Source organism: Segetibacter koreensis DSM 18137, assembly GCF_000374045.1.
GTDB classification, from domain to species: Bacteria; Bacteroidota; Bacteroidia; order Chitinophagales; family Chitinophagaceae; genus Segetibacter; species Segetibacter koreensis.
The window spans coordinates 209,340-230,297 of record NZ_KB893359.1 but is presented as its reverse complement, the minus strand read 5'-3'; the positions used below and the strand labels follow the sequence as shown (position 1 = coordinate 230,297).

At 37.9% G+C, this 20,958-nt stretch carries 12 protein-coding genes; 9 read left to right on the top strand and 3 right to left on the bottom strand.

From position 1 onward, the window contains the following. Positions 1 to 350 precede the first annotated feature (350 nt). Entirely contained in the window at positions 351 to 3,773 is a 3,423-nt protein-coding gene (locus B154_RS30995) for a T9SS type A sorting domain-containing protein (protein ID WP_169337689.1), read from the top strand. Between the two features lie 122 nt (positions 3,774 to 3,895). On the opposite strand, the gene B154_RS0122280 is transcribed toward B154_RS30995, so the two are convergent. Then, positions 3,896 to 4,678, bottom strand: coding sequence for a hypothetical protein (locus B154_RS0122280; protein WP_018616577.1), 783 nt, complete (start codon positions 4,676 to 4,678; stop codon positions 3,896 to 3,898). Positions 4,679 to 4,855: 177 nt separating this feature from the next. Beyond that, a complete protein-coding gene (gene purU / locus B154_RS0122275; protein ID WP_018616576.1) occupies positions 4,856 to 5,692 on the bottom strand; it encodes a formyltetrahydrofolate deformylase in 837 nt (278 codons plus the stop codon). Positions 5,693 to 5,930: 238 nt separating this feature from the next. On the opposite strand from purU, the gene B154_RS0122270 reads away from it, so the two are divergent. Then, the gene (locus B154_RS0122270) at positions 5,931 to 6,686 is read left to right on the top strand and encodes a DUF72 domain-containing protein (protein WP_018616575.1); all 756 of its coding nucleotides are present in this window, start codon (positions 5,931 to 5,933) and stop codon (positions 6,684 to 6,686) included. A 50-nt stretch (positions 6,687 to 6,736) separates the two neighbouring features. On the opposite strand, the gene B154_RS0122265 is transcribed toward B154_RS0122270, so the two are convergent. Beyond that, entirely contained in the window at positions 6,737 to 7,060 is a 324-nt protein-coding gene (locus B154_RS0122265; RefSeq protein ID WP_018616574.1) for a hypothetical protein, read from the bottom strand. Between the two features lie 247 nt (positions 7,061 to 7,307). Between B154_RS0122265 and B154_RS0122260 the strand changes: the two genes are divergently transcribed. The 7 genes from B154_RS0122260 to B154_RS0122230 all read left to right on the top strand — a co-directional run bounded on the left by B154_RS0122260 (position 7,308) and on the right by B154_RS0122230 (position 20,922). Then, positions 7,308 to 8,936 (top strand): glycoside hydrolase family 31 protein, encoded by a 1,629-nt coding sequence (locus B154_RS0122260; protein WP_018616573.1) that lies wholly within the window; start codon positions 7,308 to 7,310, stop codon positions 8,934 to 8,936. 146 nt (positions 8,937 to 9,082) lie between these two features. Next, positions 9,083 to 10,117, top strand: a complete 1,035-nt coding sequence (locus B154_RS0122255) for a FecR family protein (protein ID WP_018616572.1) — start codon at positions 9,083 to 9,085, stop codon at positions 10,115 to 10,117. A 150-nt stretch (positions 10,118 to 10,267) separates the two neighbouring features. Continuing rightward, positions 10,268 to 13,690, top strand: coding sequence for a SusC/RagA family TonB-linked outer membrane protein (locus B154_RS29495; RefSeq protein WP_051084331.1), 3,423 nt, complete (start codon positions 10,268 to 10,270; stop codon positions 13,688 to 13,690). Positions 13,691 to 13,764: 74 nt separating this feature from the next. Then, a complete protein-coding gene (locus tag B154_RS0122245; protein WP_018616570.1) occupies positions 13,765 to 15,348 on the top strand; it encodes a SusD/RagB family nutrient-binding outer membrane lipoprotein in 1,584 nt (527 codons plus the stop codon). 108 nt (positions 15,349 to 15,456) lie between these two features. Then, positions 15,457 to 18,495, top strand: coding sequence for a PVC-type heme-binding CxxCH protein (locus B154_RS0122240; RefSeq protein WP_245542639.1), 3,039 nt, complete (start codon positions 15,457 to 15,459; stop codon positions 18,493 to 18,495). An 80-nt stretch (positions 18,496 to 18,575) separates the two neighbouring features. Next, positions 18,576 to 19,979, top strand: a complete 1,404-nt coding sequence (locus B154_RS0122235) for a neutral/alkaline non-lysosomal ceramidase N-terminal domain-containing protein (protein ID WP_157580915.1) — start codon at positions 18,576 to 18,578, stop codon at positions 19,977 to 19,979. Between the two features lie 82 nt (positions 19,980 to 20,061). Next, on the top strand, positions 20,062 to 20,922 hold the full coding sequence (locus tag B154_RS0122230) for a polysaccharide deacetylase family protein (protein ID WP_018616567.1): 861 nt from the start codon (positions 20,062 to 20,064) through the stop codon (positions 20,920 to 20,922). Positions 20,923 to 20,958: the final 36 nt, after the last annotated feature.

Below are 20,958 nucleotides of genomic sequence, written 5' to 3'. Positions count from 1 at the left end.
TAATCTTCACTTCTTATTGGCCTTGCCTCCATGTTAGCTTAATGAGGCAAGAATGACAAATTAATACTCCTGTTTCCAATGCGCAATTTACCATAGAAAATAATTTTTTTCCTCAACGTTTGCATCAATTGTTTTACCAAAGGGAACGTTCACTATTTACCTTTTTCCATACTCTAAAACACATTTTTCGTAATATCCTCATGCTTTGTTCACTAGGGCGTGCAGTTAAACTATTGTTGAAAGCTATTAAATTTGCCCGATTTATAGTATTGTTTTCCTAATAGTTTATTAGTGAAAACAGCTTTATTTTTCTTTAATCCAGTATGATGTTAAACAAAAGGGCTTTTTATATGCTTTTGAAAACCAAGAGTATCAGGCATGTGATTTTTTATTTGCTGTTCATTTTCATTTCGATTAGTGCGGCGTCTGCTGCAGAGACAGTAGCAGTTATTTATCCTCAAAATAATAAGGCAATTAGCTTCGCTGCTGATGAGACGAAAGCTTTATTGGAAGACGCGGGCTACGTGGTAAAGCTGGAGGATGTAGGAAACCTTGCAAAGGTAATTGTTAAAAATCGCGTTATTATAACAATGAGAGGAACTGATGAAGCAAATAGTTTTTTAAGGCAACCCGGAGTTTCTTCTCTCCCTTCCCTAAGTGCAGAGGGGTATTCTTTTCGTAAAAAAACTGAAGGAGCCAATACAGATTGGTACATTATAGGAGCTGACAAAAACGGCGCGATCTATGGCGGACAGGATTTTGGAAGGTCGGTGAAAATGTACGGTCTTGACTCTGTAAGCGAGAAGGATAAGAGGCCTTACATTACTAACAGAGGAATTAAGTTTAATATTCCTCTTGATGCACGTACTCCCGGATATTCTGATAACAGTGATATTGCTCAGGAGAATATAATAAATATGTGGGACATTAATTTCTGGCACCAATTCCTTGATGATATGGCCAGAAACCGTTTCAATACACTTTCCCTGTGGAGCCTTGCACCCTTTCCTTCAATGGTTGATGTGCCGGAATACAAGAACATTGGAATAAATGATGTTAAGAAGACAACGTATCCGTTAAGCGGATTTAAGAGCCTTAATGGAACCAACATGTCAAACGAAAATGTTTTGGCGAATCTTGTAACGGTAAAAAAGATATCTCTTTCAGACAAAATAAAATTCTGGCAGGATGTAATGCAATATGCAAGTGACAGAGGAATAGATTGCTATATTTTTACCTGGAATACATTTACGTACGGAACTGAGAATTCAGGTTACAGATTTACGCCGGCTTTACGCGATTCAAGAACAAAGGACTATTTCAGAAAAGCCACCAAAGCACTTATCAATACATATCCTTTGTTAAAAGGAATAGGAATTACCGCGGGAGAAAATTTAAAAGGAACGGATCTCCAAAAAGAAGCCTTTTTGTATGATACATACGGGCAGGGTATAAATGATGCTTTAGAAACTAATCCGAAGCGTACATTTAACTTAGTTCACCGGGTTCATCAAACGAGTGTTAAATTAATAAAATCTTCCTTTTCACGCCTGAATTCTCGTTGTCGCCTCAATTTCAGCTTTAAATATTCACAGGCTCATCTATATTCTTCCGTTGCTCCTGATTATATAAAGAAATCTCACTTTCTAAATAATATAGGCAACTCTCATTTCTTTTTAACCTTACGCGACGATGACTGGTATTATCTAAGAGGTGGCAGTGATCCTGCATTCGCAAGAAATTTTATAAAGAATATCCCCAATACTAATTTTAGTGGTTTTTTTTTAGGTCCTGATGGTTACACCTGGGGAAAAGACTGCGTTAGCAAAGACCGACATTCTGCTGGCCAGTTGATTTTGAATAAACGATGGTACAGTTTTAAAATTTGGGGAGAACTGGCGTATGACCCTAAACTGTCAGATTCTTTTTTTATAAATGTTTTGAAGATCCGTTTTCCAAAAGTGAATGCTAAAAATCTTTTTCTTGCCTGGTCTAAAGCTTCTCGGGTAATTCCCCTGGTTAATAGATTTCACAACAAAGACTGCCAATTGGATTATCAATGGTATCCCGAGGCTTGTTTTAGTAATAGCGGGTTTCATAACATCTATAGATTTATTAATGTAGAACCACAAACCGGTGAAGGAATGATGAGTATTCCTGAGTATTCAGATGCTTTTTTAAATGGAACACCAATGACAGGAACTACCCCAAGGCGAGTTGCTAATAATTTAGACGCACTTAGTGACGAAGCCCTTATGTTGGTTGCAGATATAGCAAGTGCCGATAAGGAGCTGCGACATACAGTGTCAGATATAACAGCAATGGCATATCTTGGTCAATACTACTCAAGGAAAATCTTAGGAGCGACATATAAGAGCATCTCTGATAAAGCTATAGACGCGCGAAAAAAGGAGTTTTATAAGAACAGAGCTATATTGAATCTTCGTTCTGCTGCAGAATGTTGGAGAAACTACGCCAGTCAAATAAGTAGTGCGTATGCTCCTCAATGGTTAACACGAATGCAGCAAACGGTAGATATAAAAGCCATACAGGAAGATGTTGATAAGGATATATTCCGGATCGGGGGCTCCATCAACAGAGTGGCGGTAACAGGGGTAACAGTAAGTCCGTCAGCAGTAAATATTGGCATCCGCGATACACAACAATTAATTGCCTTGGTAACTCCTGCAATTGCCACAAACAAAAATGTGCGGTGGAGTTCAAGTAATCCTGCTGTTGCAATAGTAAATGCAAATGGGCTGGTAAGAGGTATTGTTTCTGGTAGCGCTACTATAACTGCAACAACCTTAGATGGCGAAAAGACTGCTACTTGTACTGTAAACGTAACAAATAGTAGGAAAAAAGAAGTGCGATTACTTGGGCCATGGGTTGCGGGAACTTCCCATGGTGCAGAAAGTGGTGAAAATCGGGCGCTCATCGTTTTTATATATGCCGAAGATTCTTCAACGATGTCAATAAATTCTGTTAAGTATGGAGGTCAAAGAATGAAACCTATACTTCAAAAAAACCAAAACTCTGGTAAAAGTTCTTATACAAGTGCTTTTATTCTGGATGAAACCGGGATAAAAGCAGCACAAGATACCGGCATTGCCATAACCTGGACGAAGGCTCCTCCAGGAGGAACGGCAGTTATAAGCGCATTTTTTTCAAATGTGGATCAATCAACAATGGTCGGCGAAAAAGCAAGTGGTGGCAATAATAATTCTGCCTCTGTTTCTACAAGGTCTTTGGCAACTGCAACAGGAGACATGATAATTGTGGCTGCGACAGCTGAAACCAATACTTCCGACTACGTAGTCAATAACGGCTTTGAAAAAAGGTTGGGCGAGCAAAGTCAGTCGTGGGGAGATGTAGTGGCAGGATATAAGAGAGCATCGGGTGTAGCTGAAAAGCCTATGGTAACTGTGCCAGAAAACATGCGTCAATCTATTATAGGGTTTGTTTTAATTGCCAACAGCTCTACAAAAACAGTACGTATGAAAATTGATAAGGAACAGGTAGAATTAGATTCGGTAAGAATATATCCAAACCCTGTTTTTAATAGAAATTTAACTGTTGATTTTGGAACCCCAGTTAAAAGTGGTTTGATTCAATTGTTTGACCTGGCAGGTAGATTACGAAAAACTGTCCCTATTAATGTTAATGCTACCACTCAACTGATAGATGTAAGTCAGTTAGAAAAAGGAGTTTATTTTTTAAATATTAATACTAATAAAAATCATGTTTTTATTAAAAAGCTTTTAGTAGAATAATATTAAAATATAGTTTGTTATCGAAGAGATTAGGATCAACCATTCTATTGTAACTGCAATTCAATGATGATGTTTATGATAACTACCTCTGAAAGATGTTGATCATAATTTGAGAATTATTCCTAATTGTCTTTTTCGTATAAAAATCGAACTTTTGCTGATTTTTGGTTAGAAGAGGTCAAAAAAAGTTCGTACCGTTTTTTGCCCGCAGTAATAACAAGAAGGGCGGTATTGGGAGGGATGGTACCAACGTTTTCAGCAATCATCTCGACTTCCTGGAACGTATTGGTTACATCCATCCTTATAAGAGTTGTTATCGGTTCCGCACCCAGTTTCTGGTGAGTCAGTACCGTTTTATCATTTACCCGTACCGATATAGAGTCATCATCTATTTCTCCGTTATCATAAAAATCTAAACGTATTTCTCCGGTATCAACAATTATTTCCGGTATATCTTTAAAAGCTGATTCCCTTATTCGTGAGAGGGTGATTGCGCCGCTCTCGCAATTAATGTAGTTTCCTGTAACAACACTGCTCCAGTCGCCTTTCAATGACTCCTGATTAGCATTGCTGCTATACAATAACTCATATTTTTTTATGCAAACCTTGCATTGCGACGGAATCTTATATGTAGTTACTACTCCTTCCTGTAAAAATATTTTTTTGGCTTCTGCGTCGTAAAAACCAGTAAATTTCTTTTTAACGTAATTATTCACATCCAGGTAATGATATGAATTACCGTAAATGCTGTCTCCTTTTAATGTAATCTGAAGTTCAATATTATTATTCGTAAAACAACCATTAAACATATCTAAAGTTCCTTTCCAAAATCCGGCAATGTCCTGGGCAATAACAAAAAAGGGGCTAACACAAATAAAATAAGCTATAATAAACTTTTTGTTCATTATACTAAAATTACTGATTTTAGCGGTTGGCTGTATCTACGAAAATCCTAATGATGTTTCTAAAATCTTACTAAATGTTTAAGCGTCTTTTCAACGCCTATAAATACCAGTCTGCCTGTTGCTGGGCTTCATGAGCGAAAAGGAAATACACTACGTAGTTTTCACTTTCTAATAGTATTAATCGAAAATAATAGTCTTGTTTCTAAAAACGAAAACCTGTTCATTAAATACTAATTTTAAGGAGTTTGCGAGAACACTCTTCTCAACATCTCTGCCCGCCTGGGCCATTTCGCTGGCACTATCGGTATGGTCAACAGCAATTACACTTTGTGCAATAATGGGACCTTCATCAAGATCTTCATTTACAAAATGAGCCGTTGCTCCTATTATTTTCACGCCTCTTTCGTAAGCTTTATGATAAGGCTTTGCTCCAACAAAAGCAGGTAAAAAAGAATGATGAATATTGATGATCCTGTTAGGGTAACGGGCTATAAAAGAAGGCGACAATATCTTCATGTATTTTGCCAGTACTATAAAGTCGGGGTTAAATTTGTCTAATAGTTTGATGATATCTTCTTCATGATCCTCTCTTGACCTTCCGGTACTATCAACATTATAGTAAGGAATATCAAATTTACTGGTTAGCTCTTCCAATACTGAATGATTACTTATCACTGCTACAATGTTAGCGTGAAGATCATTGAACTTATGACGAACTAAAAGATCACTTAAACAATGATACTCTTTAGTTGCCATTACTACGATATTCTTTTTATGGTTACTGGTCAGTTTTATCTTAGATGTAGCAGGCAATATTGAAGTGAGCTCGTTAATAAACGCATCATTTTGAAACTCACCCGAAAACTCCGTCCTCATAAAAAACTGGTTAAAATCTTTTTCTACAAATTCATCATTCCTGATAATATTAAGGTTATAATTAAAAATAACGTTCGTTATTTTATAGATCAGTCCTCTTTCATCAGGACAATGAATGGTAAGAATATGAGTATTCATAACTCAACAATACGACGTTTTTAAGTAGTATAAAAATAAGTATTAAAGGTGACGTCTTAAGTTGTAACGCATATCTTCTCCCGTGCGACTATAAGTATACATCACTATATGTTATTGCTCATCTATATTTTGAACTTAAAGAATTCCTAAGCGATATTTTTTAAAGCATTATTGTTTTTACCTAACTTAGATTTGCCCTATAAAAGCAGGATGCAACAATGGTGTTGCAAATGAAATAATGATTAACCAAAGCAGCGGGATTTTAAGGATTGGAACAAGCGGTATAGTTGTACCGGGAACAAAGCACTCTTTCCCTGCTGAATTTCGGCTCAAAAGCCGTCTTAACTACTACAGCTCGTTGTTTAACACAGTTGAAATAAACAGCACTTTTCAGAAAATTCCTATGCTGTCAACTTTTGAAAAGTGGTCGCAGGATGTTCCTGAAGAGTTTCAATTCACAGTAAAGCTGTGCCGGGAAATCACGCATGTAAAACAGTTGAATTTCGATGTTGAAAATATTGACACTTTTATCAATGCAGCAAATTGCATTGGAAATAAGAAAGGGTGCCTGCTTGTTCAATTTCCCGGAAGCATTACAGCCGAATATAGCACGCAGGTTGAACAAATTTTACTAAGACTTCAAAAACTGGATCAGGAAAATAAATGGCGAAAAGCAATAGAGTTTAGAAGTGTAACCTGGTACAGTAGCCAAACTTATCAACTTCTTGATATGTATGGCGCATCAATGGTTTTACACGATATGCCAAAATCGAAGAATTTTGAGATAAACAAAGAGGCAACATTTATCTATTGCAGGTATCATGGACCTCAGGGAGATTATAGAGGTAGCTACAGTAATGACTTCCTAAAAGAACAGTCGGCAAAGATATTGGGATGGCTTAACGAGGGCAAAGATGTCTATGCATACTTCAATAATACAATGGGTGATGCTTTTGCAAATGCAATGAGTCTAAAAGCAATGGTGGGTAATTAGGAAATAGACTTTTGAGACATAATGAGCTAAAGAAAGAAGCTGAAAGCACATTATTTCAGCCTTTTTCCTGATATTGCGTCAAACCTGCTATACTTAGCCATACTGTCGATATACCTGTTCTTTGCTATCGTGTCTCTCTGAAAATGCTTCATCCACATGCTGTCGGCGTATTTCCAATATATTTTTTTGTAATCCTGCGCGTTAACTTTTGCTGTTGTTATAATAAACAACATAATTAATATTGTTTTCATTTGTTTCGATCCGGCATTTATAAATTCAATTGTAGTAAGGCCCATAACATTTAAAGACGAGTAAAAGATGCAAAATGTTGTAGATGGATGAATTGTATATGCTCGCCCTGCTTTAATCTCCATTATTTTTATGGTTTCAGCAAGAGCCAATTCAAACTTATTGGGCGGATAAGAGGTAATGTTCCGTAATGACTAGCCTTGTTCATTCATTTAAATTCATGAATTGCTTATTCAATTACATTTGAAGAATATTTTCTTTTACAGGTAAAAAAATGGAAAAAAGAATAAATGTTTGTAGAATTTCTATTTCATTTATTATCTGTTTTTTTATGAACCAATATCATATTTATACATCTACGATTGACAAGCCATGATAAAAAATTTTACCTTTTGTTTTCTTTTATGTTGTTGTGCGTTCATTAAAACATTTAGCCAGTCTAATGCTGTAAGCACTAATGTAGCCATCAAACTGCAACCGGGTGAGAGATGGTGGGGAGGAGCTGTATCAGAAGCCGATAAAGGACCATTTGGCGCTTTTCCTTATGGGGTAAATTTGATAGGCGATAACAAAGGCAACCAGGCACAACCGCTACTGATTTCTAACCATGGCCGTTATGTTTGGTGTAATCAACCTTTTGCTTTTTCATTCCTGCACGATTCGTTACTAATTGATCAGGCTTGTGATTCTATGCAACAAGGAAAGGCAGGGAATACTTTGGGTGAAGTTTACCGGTATGTAAGTCAAAATTACTTTCCTGCAACTGGAAAACACCCTGACACTTTACTTTTCACACAGCCGCAGTGGAACACCTGGATCGAATTGACCTATAATCAAAATCAGCAGGATATTTTAAAATATGCACAAAGTATAATAGAAAATGGCTTTAAACCTGGTGTTTTGATGATTGATGATACATGGCAGGAAGATTATGGTATTTGGAATTTTCATCCTGGCCGCTTTCCTGATCCGAAGGGTATGATGAATAAATTGCATCAGATGGGTTTTAAAGTAATGCTTTGGATTTGCCCTTTTATTAGTGCCGATGCTCCACCTTATCGTACATTAAAAAGTCAAAAAGCTTTGCTGTTAGAAAGTGGTGGCGATACAACCATGACGTGGCAGAAAGCAAAAACAGAACCAGCTATCATTCGCTGGTGGAATGGAGCCAGCGCTGTACTCGATTTTACGAATCCTGTTGCTGTGAAATGGTTTAAAGATCAATTAAACTATTTGCAGAAAACCTATGGTGTTGATGGTTTTAAGTTCGATGCAGGCGACAGCTATTTTTATCCATCTAATACTATTTCTTTTGAAAAAACATTACCCAATCACCATACGGAGTTATTTGGACAGATTGGTTTAGCATATCCTTTAAATGAGTACCGCGCTATGTGGAAGATGGGAGGACAACCTTTAGCAGAACGAATAGCTGATAAAAATCATAATTGGGAAGATCTGCAAAAATTAATTCCACAGGTAGCTGTACAAGGTTTAGAAGGTTATTCCTTTACTTGTCCTGATATGATAGGAGGAGGCGATTATGTTTCTTTTTTAAACAGAACCACATTAGATCAGGATCTCATTGTCAGGTCAGCACAGTGTCATGCTCTGATGCCTATGATGCAGTTTTCAGTGGCGCCCTGGAGGGTGTTGGATGAAGTACATTTAGCGGCTATTAAAAAAGCAGTATCGTTACGCCAGCAAAAAACAGGCATTATTATGCAACTGGTTTTACAAGCTGCACATACCGGTGAGCCTATAATGAGGCCCCTTGAATATGTGTTTCCAATGCAGGGGTATGCGGATGTAAAAGACCAGTTTATGTTGGGAAATAACATCATGGTGGCACCTATGTTGGTCAAAGGCAAAACCTCACGTGAGGTACTGGTTCCCAAAGGCAAATGGAAAGCAGATGATGGGCAAATTATAAAAGGCCCTTCTAAAGTAGTTATACAAGTTCCCCTCGATCGTTTGCCCTATTTTGAACGGTTGAAATAATAGCAATACTTGCCTGAATAAATCAAAAAAATGATAGCGGGCTTTTCTTCACAACGCTTTAAATAATTTATTTAAAATATTTTTTCTTTTCATGGGGTAAAAAAGTACTTTTTAAAACTCTAATTAATATTAGGGAAAAAAAGTAAATGGATTATTCAAATTTCTCATCCTCAGATTTCATTTGTGATGAATTTTTTCAAAAATGGTTAATACAACCAGATGAACAAACAAATGAATTTTGGAATAAATGGCTATTGGAACATCCCGAAAAAAGGGCAGCGGTTGAAGAAGCAAGAGAGTTTTTTTTTAAAATAAAATTTAAAGAAAATTTTCCGACAGACGAGCGGGTTGAAAAGTCGTTGCAAAAAAACCTGGCTGTGATAAATGCTCTTGATGAAAGAAGAGATAAGGTATTTTCGATTATTAGTTTAAGACAAATAGCAAGGATAGCCGCTGTTTTTGTTATGATATCTTTAATGGGAGGAGGCTTTTATTATTATTACCTGAATGAGAAAATTACAGTTTCTACCAGGTATGGGGAAATAAAAAAAATTGTTTTGCCAGATAGTTCTCTTGTTATTTTAAATGCACATTCCACAATTTCTTATTCAAGGAACAGGTGGAACGATCAAATACGAAATGTGCGATTGGAAGGTGAAGGGTATTTTAATGTAAAGCACCTCAACAAAGATGAAAATAATATTAAAGATGCAGAGCGATTTATTGTTTATACAAAAGATGTAAACATAGAGGTACTTGGAACATCTTTCGATATTAAAAAAAGAGCACAATCAACAAAAGTTATTTTAGAAACAGGAAAAATAAAGCTTTCATATAATAATCACGATCGGCCAAATTCAATCATGACTCCTGGCCAGGTGATAGCCTATGATCCTGTTAATGGGCCATCAATAAAATCTGTTAATGATCCTGCAATTTATACTGCCTGGACTAAGAACGAACTTGTTTTACAAGACATATCTGTAAATGAAATCGGAGAATATTTGCAGGAAATTTATGGGTATCAGGTGGTACTGGAAGATACTGCAATTGGAAATAGGAAAATGGAAGGGACACTGATGTTAGATGATTTGCAAGATGTACTGTTTGTTTTGTCTAATACTTTACATGTAGAAATTACAAAAAAGGACAATAAACTTTACTTTAAGACCAGGAAATAGCTTTCTCCGTCTTACGTCAAAAGGTTGATGTAATTCTCAAAACACAAGTAGTAGTTACGATAATTTTTAAAAGTATAAAAATTGTCCTGCTATAGTATTGAATAATATTATCATACTGTTCGAATTTTCTAACCAACTAACATTTTTCTTATGATTAAAAATCACTTGAAATGTCTTGCCTGCACATTTTTAACTGTTACGTTTTATTTGACAGTAAATTTTGGCTTTGCCCAGACCTACTCATCACAAAAGCCTGTAAAAAAAAATAACGTTATTCCGCTTACTGATGCATTAAGAAATGTAAATAGAATATTCGATACAAAATTTGTTTACGATAAATCTATAATAGAAGGTAAAACGTGTTTTTATGATGAAAATTACAAAAAAGGAATGCACCTGGAAGATGTGTTAAAAGGCATTTTATATCCTAATGGTTTAGTTTTTCTTTACGTAAAAGAAAATTATTTCACCATTATCGCAAAAGAACAAATTTATGATAATAAGGGTTTTGTAAATGATAATACAGGTACAGATAACACAATGACGTTTGCTGAAAACAGGCACGTTAATTATTCATCTGTTACTTCAAATGATATTAAAGAAGATAGAATTATTAAAGGTAGGGTCACGGATAGTACCCAAAAAGGTATCGCTGGTGTAAGCGTTAGCGTTAACGGATCAAGGGGTACCATTACTAACAGTGAAGGCGAATATTCTATCAGAGTTCCTGATAATGTTTCAAACCTAATTTTTACATATGTAGGAATGGAAACCCTTACAGAAAAAATAAATGGAAGGGATGTTATTAACGTTCAGCTGTCTTCTCAAAGAAACCAATTGGAAACCGTAGTTGTTTCAGCATTAGGTATAGAGAAAAGTGCAAAAAGCATAACATATGCTACTCAAAATGTTTCGGGAGAAGAAGTGAACAAGGTGAAAGACGCTAATTTTATGAACACCCTTGCGGGGAAAGCAGCGGGGGTGGTTATAACAAAAGGCGGCGGTGGTCCCGGCAGTTCTTCAAGGATTATACTTCGTGGTAATAAATCAATAACCGGCAATAATTCTCCGTTATATGTTATAGACGGCGTTCCCATGAATAATGCAACCGGCAGCCAGACCGGAGGCTTGTACGGAGCATTTGATGGTGGTGATGCAATTTCTAATATCAATCCTGAGGATATACAAAGTGTGCAAATATTGCAAGGAGCATCTGCTGCCGCCTTATATGGTAGCCAGGCAGCCAACGGTGTCATTTTAATAACTACCAAAAAGGGAAGAAAAGGAGTTGCCAAAATTGATTTTTCTTCTACAACTATCTTAGAAGAGCCTATTGGATTACCTCAATTACAAACTACCTATGGGCAAAGCGACCCGACTTTGAATGATAGCTGGGGACCTAAAATTACTAACGGCAGTGACAGGCATCTGAAGGAATTTTTTCAAACAGGTAAAAACTTTATCAACGCTGTTTCTGTATCGAATGGTAATGACCTGGGGCAGTTTTATGTGTCTTATGCTAATACCGAGGTTAATGGAATTGTTCCTGAAAACCATCTTAATAAACATAATCTTAACCTAAGGGCCACCACCCAGTTACTGAATGATAGATTATCTCTTGATGCTTCTGTAAATTACATCAATCAAAAAGTCTATAACCGCCCGCAGGCTGGTTTTAACTTTAGCCCTATTTTTCCGCTTTATTCATTTCCTACAGGCGATGATTGGTCAAAATATAGCGGTAAAAATTTCGAAGTATGGGATCCTGTAAGACAAATGTATGTTCAAAACTGGCCCTACATAAGAAATGAAACCCTTAACAGTCAAAACCCATATTGGATACAGAAAAGAGATCAGAATGATCTTTTTCGTGATCGTACCATTTTCTCCTTCACCGCAAAATATAGAATTTTTGATTGGCTAAATCTGCAAGGAAGAACAACGTATGATAAAGTTGAAGATACTTACGAACAACGAATCAGTGCTTCGACAGATCCAATTGAATCGGGCATTAATGGAGGTTATGCAAAAAGCAGAACGAATACAAATCAACTGTATTCAGATGTATTGCTGGTAGGTAACAAAGACCTAAATAAAAATGTGTCTCTATCAGGAACCGTTGGTTTTAGTAATACACAAAATGATTATTCTAACATTGCGTTGTCAAGTACACTTGCTACTTCCTTGTCTTACCCCAATTTCTTTTCTATATATGCTTTAAACGGGCAATTTAATAAATCAGAATCTTTAACTAAAATCACCAACCAGGCTGTATTTGGCAACCTAACTATCGGGTACAAAGAAAAGTTGTATGTAGATGTAACGGCAAGAAACGAATGGAGTTCTACAGTAGCCCAGTCCTTCTTTTATCCTTCCTTCGGTTTGTCTTATGTATTGATTAATCAACCTGCTAATTCAAATTTATCCTTCGCTAAAATAAGAGGATCTTACGCACAGGTAGGAAATAGTTTGCCTTTTGGAGTAGCCAACTTTGCTCCGCCTTATTCATTGGATAATAACGGGAATGTTAATGGAAGAAATGCGTTGCCTTTCTTTAATGGTACTGACACTGCACAATTAAAACCGGAGCGTACAAAATCATTTGAGGTAGGAGGTGATTTTAGATTTCTACAAAATAAATTAAGTTTAAGTCTCACTTATTATAACGCCACAACCTACGACCAGGTATTTCAAATTCAGGCTCCTGCCGGTGCCGGTGCTTCTAACTTTTGGATCAATGGGGGAACTATTTTAAATAAAGGAATTGAAGCAGTTTTAAGTTACAATTCAAATTTCGGAAAAGTAAAGTGGACGCCTACTATAACTTTTTCCCAAAACAACAACCAAATACGTGAATTAAGCAGTCTTCTAAAAGCTGATCGGTTTGTTTTGACCGACTATAACTCAACAAGATTAGTTGCTCTTTTCTTAACCAAGCCAAAAGATGGTAAGTATGGTTCGTATGGAGATATGTTTGGCAAAACATATCTCAAAGATGAAAAGGGTAATATGGTAACGGATAGTACCGGTTTGCCATTGCTGTCTGCTGCTGCTGATCAATACATTGGGAATGCAAATCCTAAATTTTTAATAGGTTTTAATAATAAGTTTAATTACAAAAACATTTCACTCTCGTTTTTGATTGATGGAAGATTTGGGGGTGGAGTAGCTTCTGCAACAGAGCGATGGCTTGATTACAAGGGATTGTCGAAAAGAACAGCAATAGCCAGGGATAATGGCGGGGTGATGGTAAATGGAAAGCTAATTGATGCAAAAGCTTATTATTATAACCAAACCGGAGCTGGCAGCCAGGGAGCCGTTTCAGAATATTTCTTTGATGCAACTAATGTCCGTTTGAGAGAGCTTGCGTTAGGCTATACTTTCCCCAAAGTAAATAGTGTAATTAAAGAATTAACACTTTCACTGGTGGGAAGAAATGTATTCTTCTTTTACAAAAAAGCGCCTTTTGATCCTGAAGTAAGCATTAATGCTTCAAATAGTTTACAGGGTATAGAGGCGTATAACCTTCCATCTACCCGTTCTTATGGCATTTCAATACGGGTAACCCTTTAATTTGAAAAGTGATCAGTAGATACTGGTTACATAAAAAATTGATCGCTATAAATCATCCTAAAAACATTAAGAATATGAAATGCTTAAAGAGTAAAAAGGTTAGTTATAAATTTTTAATAAATATAAGTGCGGTGGTCTTCTTATTCGCTTCATGTACAAAAGCACCTAACATAGATGAAAAGCTTATTACAGATAAAATGCTTGAACAGGATGCTAATGAAGGAGGAATTCTTCTTCCTGGTATGATGAAGAATATACTGCAGGTAGATGAGCCATGGAACTACGAATTTCAGCAAAACCTCAATGCTGATTATTATAGCGGATACATGGCACTTCCTCAACCTTACTTCGCTGATATAAATAACTTCACCTACTTTATGATCGACAGTTGGAATGCGGGTATATGGTCTGTTCCTGCTACACGTGTTTTAGATCAGTGGGTAGTGATGAAGAAAAAAGGTTTTGATACAAAATATCCTGATTTGTATTCAATCGGTTTAATACTCAAAACTTTTGTAGGCCACAGGCTTGTTGATACTTTTGGCCCCATTCCTTACTCCCAATATGGTAGCTCAAGTGATGTTAAATTTGATTCTGAGCAAGAAGCATATGATGTATTTTTTTCTGACCTGAGACAAGCTGTAGAGGGTTTGAAAAAAGCTGAGGCGGATAATCCTGATGCTGATAAAATTCGTTTTGCAAAATTTGATAAATCGCAGTACGGTGGAGATTATGCAAAGTGGATAAAACTCGCAAATACCCTAAGGCTTCGTCTTGCTATGCGCCTTTCTTATATTGATCCCGCAAAGGCCCGCACCGAGGCAGAAGCCGCTGTTAGTGACGGTGTTCTTTCAGACGCTGAGGGTTCATTTACAATAACAGCCAGTAATGGTCACCCCCTCGCAACTATAACGTCTTCCTGGCAGGAAACAAGGTTAGGTGCTCCCGTAGAAACTATTTTAGGCGGTTATAATGATCCAAGATTATCAAAATACGCCTTGCCATCAACTGATCCTGCACTTAATAACGAAATCAAAGGAATGAGGCAAGGAATATCCTTTCCTTCTAACGATGATTACATCGGTTTTTCCCAGGTAAAGTTTGAAGGTAACCCCCCGGTAAAGCTTATGGATGTTGCAGAAAGCTATTTTTTGAGAGCAGAAGGTGATCTAAGAGGATGGAACATGGGGGGCGCCGCAAAAGATTTTTACGAACAAGGTATAAGAGCATCTTTTAAAGAAAATGGAGTAGGGGGAGAAGATGAGTATATAAATAATACGACCTCTACACCAAAAGCTTACGTCGATCCTAAAAACCCTGCGAATAACGCAGGTCCTTTGACTTCCTTAACGATAAAATGGGAAGAAGGTGCTACAATGGAGCAAAAACTGGAGCGTATAATTACCCAGAAATGGATATCAATGTATCCTGAAGGGCAGGAAGCCTGGTCTGAGTTCCGGAGAACCGGTTATCCTAAACTTTATCCTGTAATGGTTAATAACAGCAGGGGCGATATTCCCAATGGAGAATTTATTAAACGCATAACTTATCCTACTTCTATAACTAATGCCAGTGCCGCTGCTACAGCAGAAGCTGTAAGTAAATTTCTTGATGGAAAAGATAAGTTGTTTACGCCCATATGGTGGGATGTTCATTAAATTTAAAAAGATATTTATATAATAAAAAGTTCATTGGCTTTTCTGTTGACCTACGAAATTTATATTATTAACAAACAAGATTTTAAAATAAAAAACCAGAAAACAAACATGAGAGAATTTTTTTCGCCTTGGCTATGTCGTACTTCTTATTTATTAATTATTGCAATGGCTATTATTGTCAGTTGTAAGAATAATTCCGACACTGGTCGCTCGCAGGCAGGAACTAAAGACGCGCTTTCAACTTTCGAACTTGAGCCCGGTTTTAAGATTGAGCTGGTTGCAGATGAACCCCTCATTTCAGACCCTGTTGATATGGAGATCGATGAATTTGGCCGTATGTACGTAGTGGAAATGCACGGCTATCCGCTTGATAAAACAGGTTCAGGCAAAATAAAACTGATAACCGATTCTAATGGCGACGGAAGAATGGATAAGAGTACTGTTTTTGCCGATGGGTTAACATTGCCAAACAGCATTATGCGGTGGAAAAAAGGTGTGTTGGTAACAGACGCACCTTACGTGTTTTATTTTGAAGATACCAATAAAGATGGTCGTGCAGATATCAAAGATACCATGCTTACAGGCTTTGCATTATCTAATCCTCAACATAACCTTAATAACCCTGTTCTTGGAATAGATAATTGGATTTACCTCGGACATGAAGGAGCGGTTGCAACTCAAACGTATAAAAACGAATTTGGAGATCCGGGAAAGGAAATTTACTATCCGGCTCATCCTGACAGTCCCCGTTTAGCAAAAAATGCGAGTGGTCGGTCCGTTCGTTTCCGTCCTGATCAGAAGCTGCTGGAGGCTACTTCAAGTAATACTCAGTTTGGACATACCTTTGATGCCTGGGGACATCATTTTCTTGTCAGTAATGCCAATCACATTTTCCAGGAGGTCATCGCTGCCTCTTATCTTAAACGAAACCCCGAGCTACTTGTCTCCAATGCCACCCAATCGCTGTCGGATCATAAAGACGCTGCTGAGGTTTTTCCAATTACTAAAAACCCGGAAAATCAACTTCTTACTGACGTTGGCGTCATCACATCAGCCTGCGGAATTACCGACTATCTGGGCGGCGCTTTCCCTGCCCCCTTCGATAGTGTGACTTTTGTCGCCGAGCCGGTAAGCAATCTTGTTCACGTAGACAGAATTAAAGAAAATGGCACAACTTTTACCGCCAGCCGTATTCATCCTAATAAAGAGTTTCTTGCTTCTACGGATCCCTGGTTCCGTCCTGTAAATATGTATATTGGTCCTGACGGGGCACTGTATGTGGTAGATTATTACAGGCAGATTATTGAGCATCCTGAGTGGATGGGAGAAGAGGTCGTAAAATCAGGCAAACTATATAATGGTTCGGATAAAGGTCGTATTTATCGTATCTCACCAAACAATGCAAAATCAGCAGACTGGATAAAAGGTCTTCAGTTAGGTAATGCAACTGATGAACAATTGGTAAATGAATTGTCAAATGCTAACATTTGGTGGAGACTAAATGCGCAGCGCTTGTTGGTAGACCATGCTAATAAGCAAGTTGTTCCTTCATTAATTAAAATGGCTCAAAATACCTCATCTCCTTTAGGCCGTTTGCACGCACTGTGGACGCTGGAAGGCATTGGGGAACTGACACCGCAAGTGATTGAACAAGCTTTAAAAGATCCTGTTGCAGGAGTTCGGGAAAATGCCATTAAACTGGCAGAGCTTCATTTCTCAACTTCTCCAAATTTACAAAATGCACTTTTATCATTAAAAGCAGATTCAAATCCAAAAGTCAGATACCAGCTCCTTTGTTCATTAGGTTCAGTAAATACCCCGGAAGCTTCACAAGTTCGAAATGAACTGTTGTTTAGAGACTTAAATGAAACCTGGGTGCAAATAGCCGCTTTATCTGCTTCTTCTTCACAATCTGCACAATTATTGAAAGTGGTGATTGACAGCTTTAAGCATGACGTTCCTGCTTATGCATCTCTTGTTACCCGTTTAAGCACAATGATTGGTGCGAGCGAAAAGCCGGAGGTAATTCATCAGCTTATTGAAAAGTCTGTTGCCCCTGTTGTAAATCAGCAGGCAGGCTGGCAGGGGCCGTTGCTACAAGGTATTGCCCGGGGACTGAAAACTCAAAAGTCAACCTCTCCTTTTAAAAAAGAACAAAATCTGCTAATCAAAAACTTGTTTGAAAATCCTTCAAAGGAGGTACGTGAGGCTTCTTTAGACATGCTAAAGGTGATCGGTCTGTCAAATGACCCTTCGGTTAAAAAAGCCAGGGAACAAGCTGCAGCTATTGCCTCAAACGATCAACAGCCAGAAGATAAAAGGGTGGAAGCTATCGATTTTATTGCTCTTGGAAATCCTGCTCCTTATGCGGTCGAATTGGAAAAACTGATTTCCCCGACCGAACAATCGTCGATCCAGGTGGCTTCTTTGCAGACACTAAGTGCCATTCCTGACAATACTGTATCTCAGTATCTTTTAAACAAATGGTCTGATCTGACTCCTGAGATCCGTGATGAAGCGATAAATACTTTTATGGTAAATCCAGGGCGAATTTCAATTCTGTTAGATGCAATTGAATCATCAAAGATTCAGCCTGCCGCCATTGGTTGGCCGCGAAGCGTAAGACTTATGGCACAATCAGATCTAAAGCTGCGTGAGCGGGCAAGAAAACTTCTTACAAAAGATGAAACAGAGCGCGTAAAGGTTAATAAAGAGTATCAACATGCACTTACTTTAAAAGGCGATGTGGCAAATGGCAAAAATATCTTCTTTAAAAACTGTTCGAGCTGTCATCAGATACGAGGTGACCTGGGCGTGAGTTTCGGGCCAGATCTCGGTACCATTCATAATTGGTCGCCCGATGCTATTATGGCAAATATATTAGCGCCCAATCTTTCCATATCAAGCGGTTTTGATCTCTGGTCGGTTGAGCTAAAAGATGGAGGTTCGTTCCAGGGAATAATATCTACAGAGACTCCGACAGCCATCACCGTAAAAAATGCCGGAAGAGAAGAAAAAACGATTAGACGTGCAGATATTAAATCTTTAAAAGCGCTTAACATGTCATCTATGCCTACTGGTTTAGAAAAGCAAATCAACCAGCAGCAAATGGCCGACTTGATCGCATACCTGAAAGAGAACAAATAATTTTTAAAGGATTATTTCTAAATAAAATTTTTGCTCTGAATAAGAAAAGCAACTTCTATATTTTTTATAATAAACCTCTAATGATGGAAATAAACAAAAAATCTAATGAAGTGAATTTTGGGAAGAAAGTTAAGGGGTCAGATAAGTCTCTCAGGTTTGTTGTATTGTTAACTCTGTTGCTTTTTGATGGATTTCTATTTGCTCAAAAAAATGACCGGGGAATAAGTACACGTTCAGGGAAGTTTAGAGCAGCGGTAGTAAAGGAAGATATTACACCGGCTGACGCCCAAATGTTGCTGGGCTATGATGCGCGCAAATCAACAGGAGTTCTTGATCATATTTTTCACCGGATTGTGGCTCTTGATGATGGGCGCAATCAATTCTTCCTGGTTTCATCTGACATATGCGAAATTTCTCCCGGCTTATATGATGAGATAGCTTCAAAGTTGAATACTCTATATAAAATTAAACCTGTCAATTTCTGGTGGACTGTAACCCATACTCATTCAGCGCCAGAAGTAGGTTCTCCGGGTTTAGATGCTGTTTTTCTTGGCAACCGTTTTCAACACACAGTCGATTCTAATTATACAGCTCTGGTAGTACAAAAATTAATTGAAGGAATTGTAGAGGCGCGAAAAAAACTAGTACCTGCGCATCTCGGGGTAGGGTGGGGATTTTCACAGGCAAATATTAACCGTCGTGCTATAGATATTGATGGTAAAGCTTCTCTTGGTCTCAATCCAGATGGGGCAGTAGATCGCCGCATAGGATTATTGCGAATTGATAAGGACGATGGTAAACCTCTTGCTTTGATCGCAAACTACCCAATTCATGGAACTGTATTAGGCGAAAAAAATTTACAGATTAGTGGCGACGCACCTGGAATTGTTTCAGAATATGTTGAGCAGACAGGTGCCCCCGTTCTGTTTATAAATGGAGCTGCAGGTAACCTGGCTCCGATTTACAGTGTGTACCCAAGTGCGCAACAAGGTCATTTAGGTCAATTCAAGGTTTTATTAGGTGATAAAATTGTAGATGCAAATAAAAGAATTGTTTCAACAACGGAAGATGTACAGTTAAACGCCGGAGAATTAATAATTGAAACTCCGCGGAAAGCCGAAATGCAATGGTCATCCGATTTGAATAAGTATACGAGCACCAGGAAAGGGGTCAATATGGTACGGCTCCCTCTGCGTTTTTTAAAGATCAATGATAACATAGCTATCTGGAGCTCGCCGGTCGAGTTGTTCTGTGAAATCGCTAATGAAATACGTGACCGGTCACCTTTCCCCTACACTTTTTATTTTGGCTATGCAAACGGTTGGCTGGGTTACTTGCCGACAGAGTCTGCATGGGAACATGGTGGCTATGAAACAACTGTATCTCCCTATACACCCGCTGCTGCAAAGGATGTTACAGAGTCGGTAATAGGATACCTTACAGGTGAAATGAAAAGCATCCCTTCCGATAGAGTAAAAGAGTGAAGTGGTGCGTAAAGAATTCTTATTTAAAAATTAGGTATAAAAAAATTAAACGCTATTCTTCCATATTAAAAAATGATTATTTATGAAATTAAATACGCAAGCTTTCCAATTCGGTTGTAAACACAAACAAGGTGTCGTTACTGTTTTTCCTCACTTGATTATGCTTTTCTTTATTATTCTTTTAGGTGGTGTTGCAAAAGCCCAGCAAAATTCTGCTGCCTTCTCATGGCCTGATGGTAAACAGGTAGCGATAAGCCTGACTTTTGACGATGGTCGTACAAGCCAGGTCGATGCCGGCACCGCGTTGCTTGATCAGTACGGAGTTAAGGCTACTTTTTATGTTGTTCCGTCCGCAGTAAAGCAGCGGCTTGAAGGATGGAAAAAAGCAGTCGCCAGCGGACATGAAATAGGAAATCATTCTCTTCATCATCCATGTACAGGAAATTTTCCCTGGTCAAGGCAAAAAGCATTGGAAGATTATACACTGGATAAGATGCAACGCGAATTAATAGTTACAAACGATAGCATTCAGTATTTATTAGGCGTGACACCTAAAAATTTTGCTTTCCCTTGCGGACAGACTTTTGTTGGTCGGGGAGTTAATACAAAAAGCTACGTTCCCATCGTTGCCAGGTTATTTGTCAGCGGCCGTGGCTGGCTTGATGAAGGTCCAAATGACCCCACTTTTTGCGACTTTGCTCAACTAACAGGAATGGAAATGGACGGAAAGGATTTTGACCAGGTGCTTCCGTTGATTCAATCTGCAAAAGAGACCGGAAAGTGGCTGGTACTTGCGGGACATGAGATGGGTGACTCTGGGCAGCAAACTACCCGGCTGGCAATGCTTAAACAATTAATAGAATATGCACAAAACCCTGCTAACGGTGTTTGGATAGCGCCTGTAGAAAATGTAGCCGAGTATATCAAAAAACAGAGAAAGTAACGTGGTTTAATAATATTCCCATTAGTGTAATTCGAA

Excerpts from the sequence above, each read along its gene's own strand:
- B154_RS0122260 (WP_018616573.1), top strand. The coding sequence starts at position 7,308 with ATGATAAAAAATTTTACCTTTTGTTTTCTTTTATGTTGTTGTGCGTTC.
- B154_RS0122265 (WP_018616574.1), bottom strand. The coding sequence starts at position 7,060 with ATGGAGATTAAAGCAGGGCGAGCATATACAATTCATCCATCTACAACA.
- B154_RS0122230 (WP_018616567.1), top strand. The coding sequence starts at position 20,062 with ATGAAATTAAATACGCAAGCTTTCCAATTCGGTTGTAAACACAAACAA.
- B154_RS30995 (WP_169337689.1), top strand. The coding sequence starts at position 351 with ATGCTTTTGAAAACCAAGAGTATCAGGCATGTGATTTTTTATTTGCTG.
- B154_RS0122280 (WP_018616577.1), bottom strand. The coding sequence starts at position 4,678 with ATGAACAAAAAGTTTATTATAGCTTATTTTATTTGTGTTAGCCCCTTT.
- B154_RS29495 (WP_051084331.1), top strand. The coding sequence starts at position 10,268 with ATGATTAAAAATCACTTGAAATGTCTTGCCTGCACATTTTTAACTGTT.
- purU (WP_018616576.1), bottom strand. The coding sequence starts at position 5,692 with ATGAATACTCATATTCTTACCATTCATTGTCCTGATGAAAGAGGACTG.
- B154_RS0122235 (WP_157580915.1), top strand. The coding sequence starts at position 18,576 with ATGATGGAAATAAACAAAAAATCTAATGAAGTGAATTTTGGGAAGAAA.
- B154_RS0122240 (WP_245542639.1), top strand. The coding sequence starts at position 15,457 with ATGAGAGAATTTTTTTCGCCTTGGCTATGTCGTACTTCTTATTTATTA.
- B154_RS0122270 (WP_018616575.1), top strand. The coding sequence starts at position 5,931 with ATGATTAACCAAAGCAGCGGGATTTTAAGGATTGGAACAAGCGGTATA.
- B154_RS0122245 (WP_018616570.1), top strand. The coding sequence starts at position 13,765 with ATGAAATGCTTAAAGAGTAAAAAGGTTAGTTATAAATTTTTAATAAAT.
- B154_RS0122255 (WP_018616572.1), top strand. The coding sequence starts at position 9,083 with ATGGATTATTCAAATTTCTCATCCTCAGATTTCATTTGTGATGAATTT.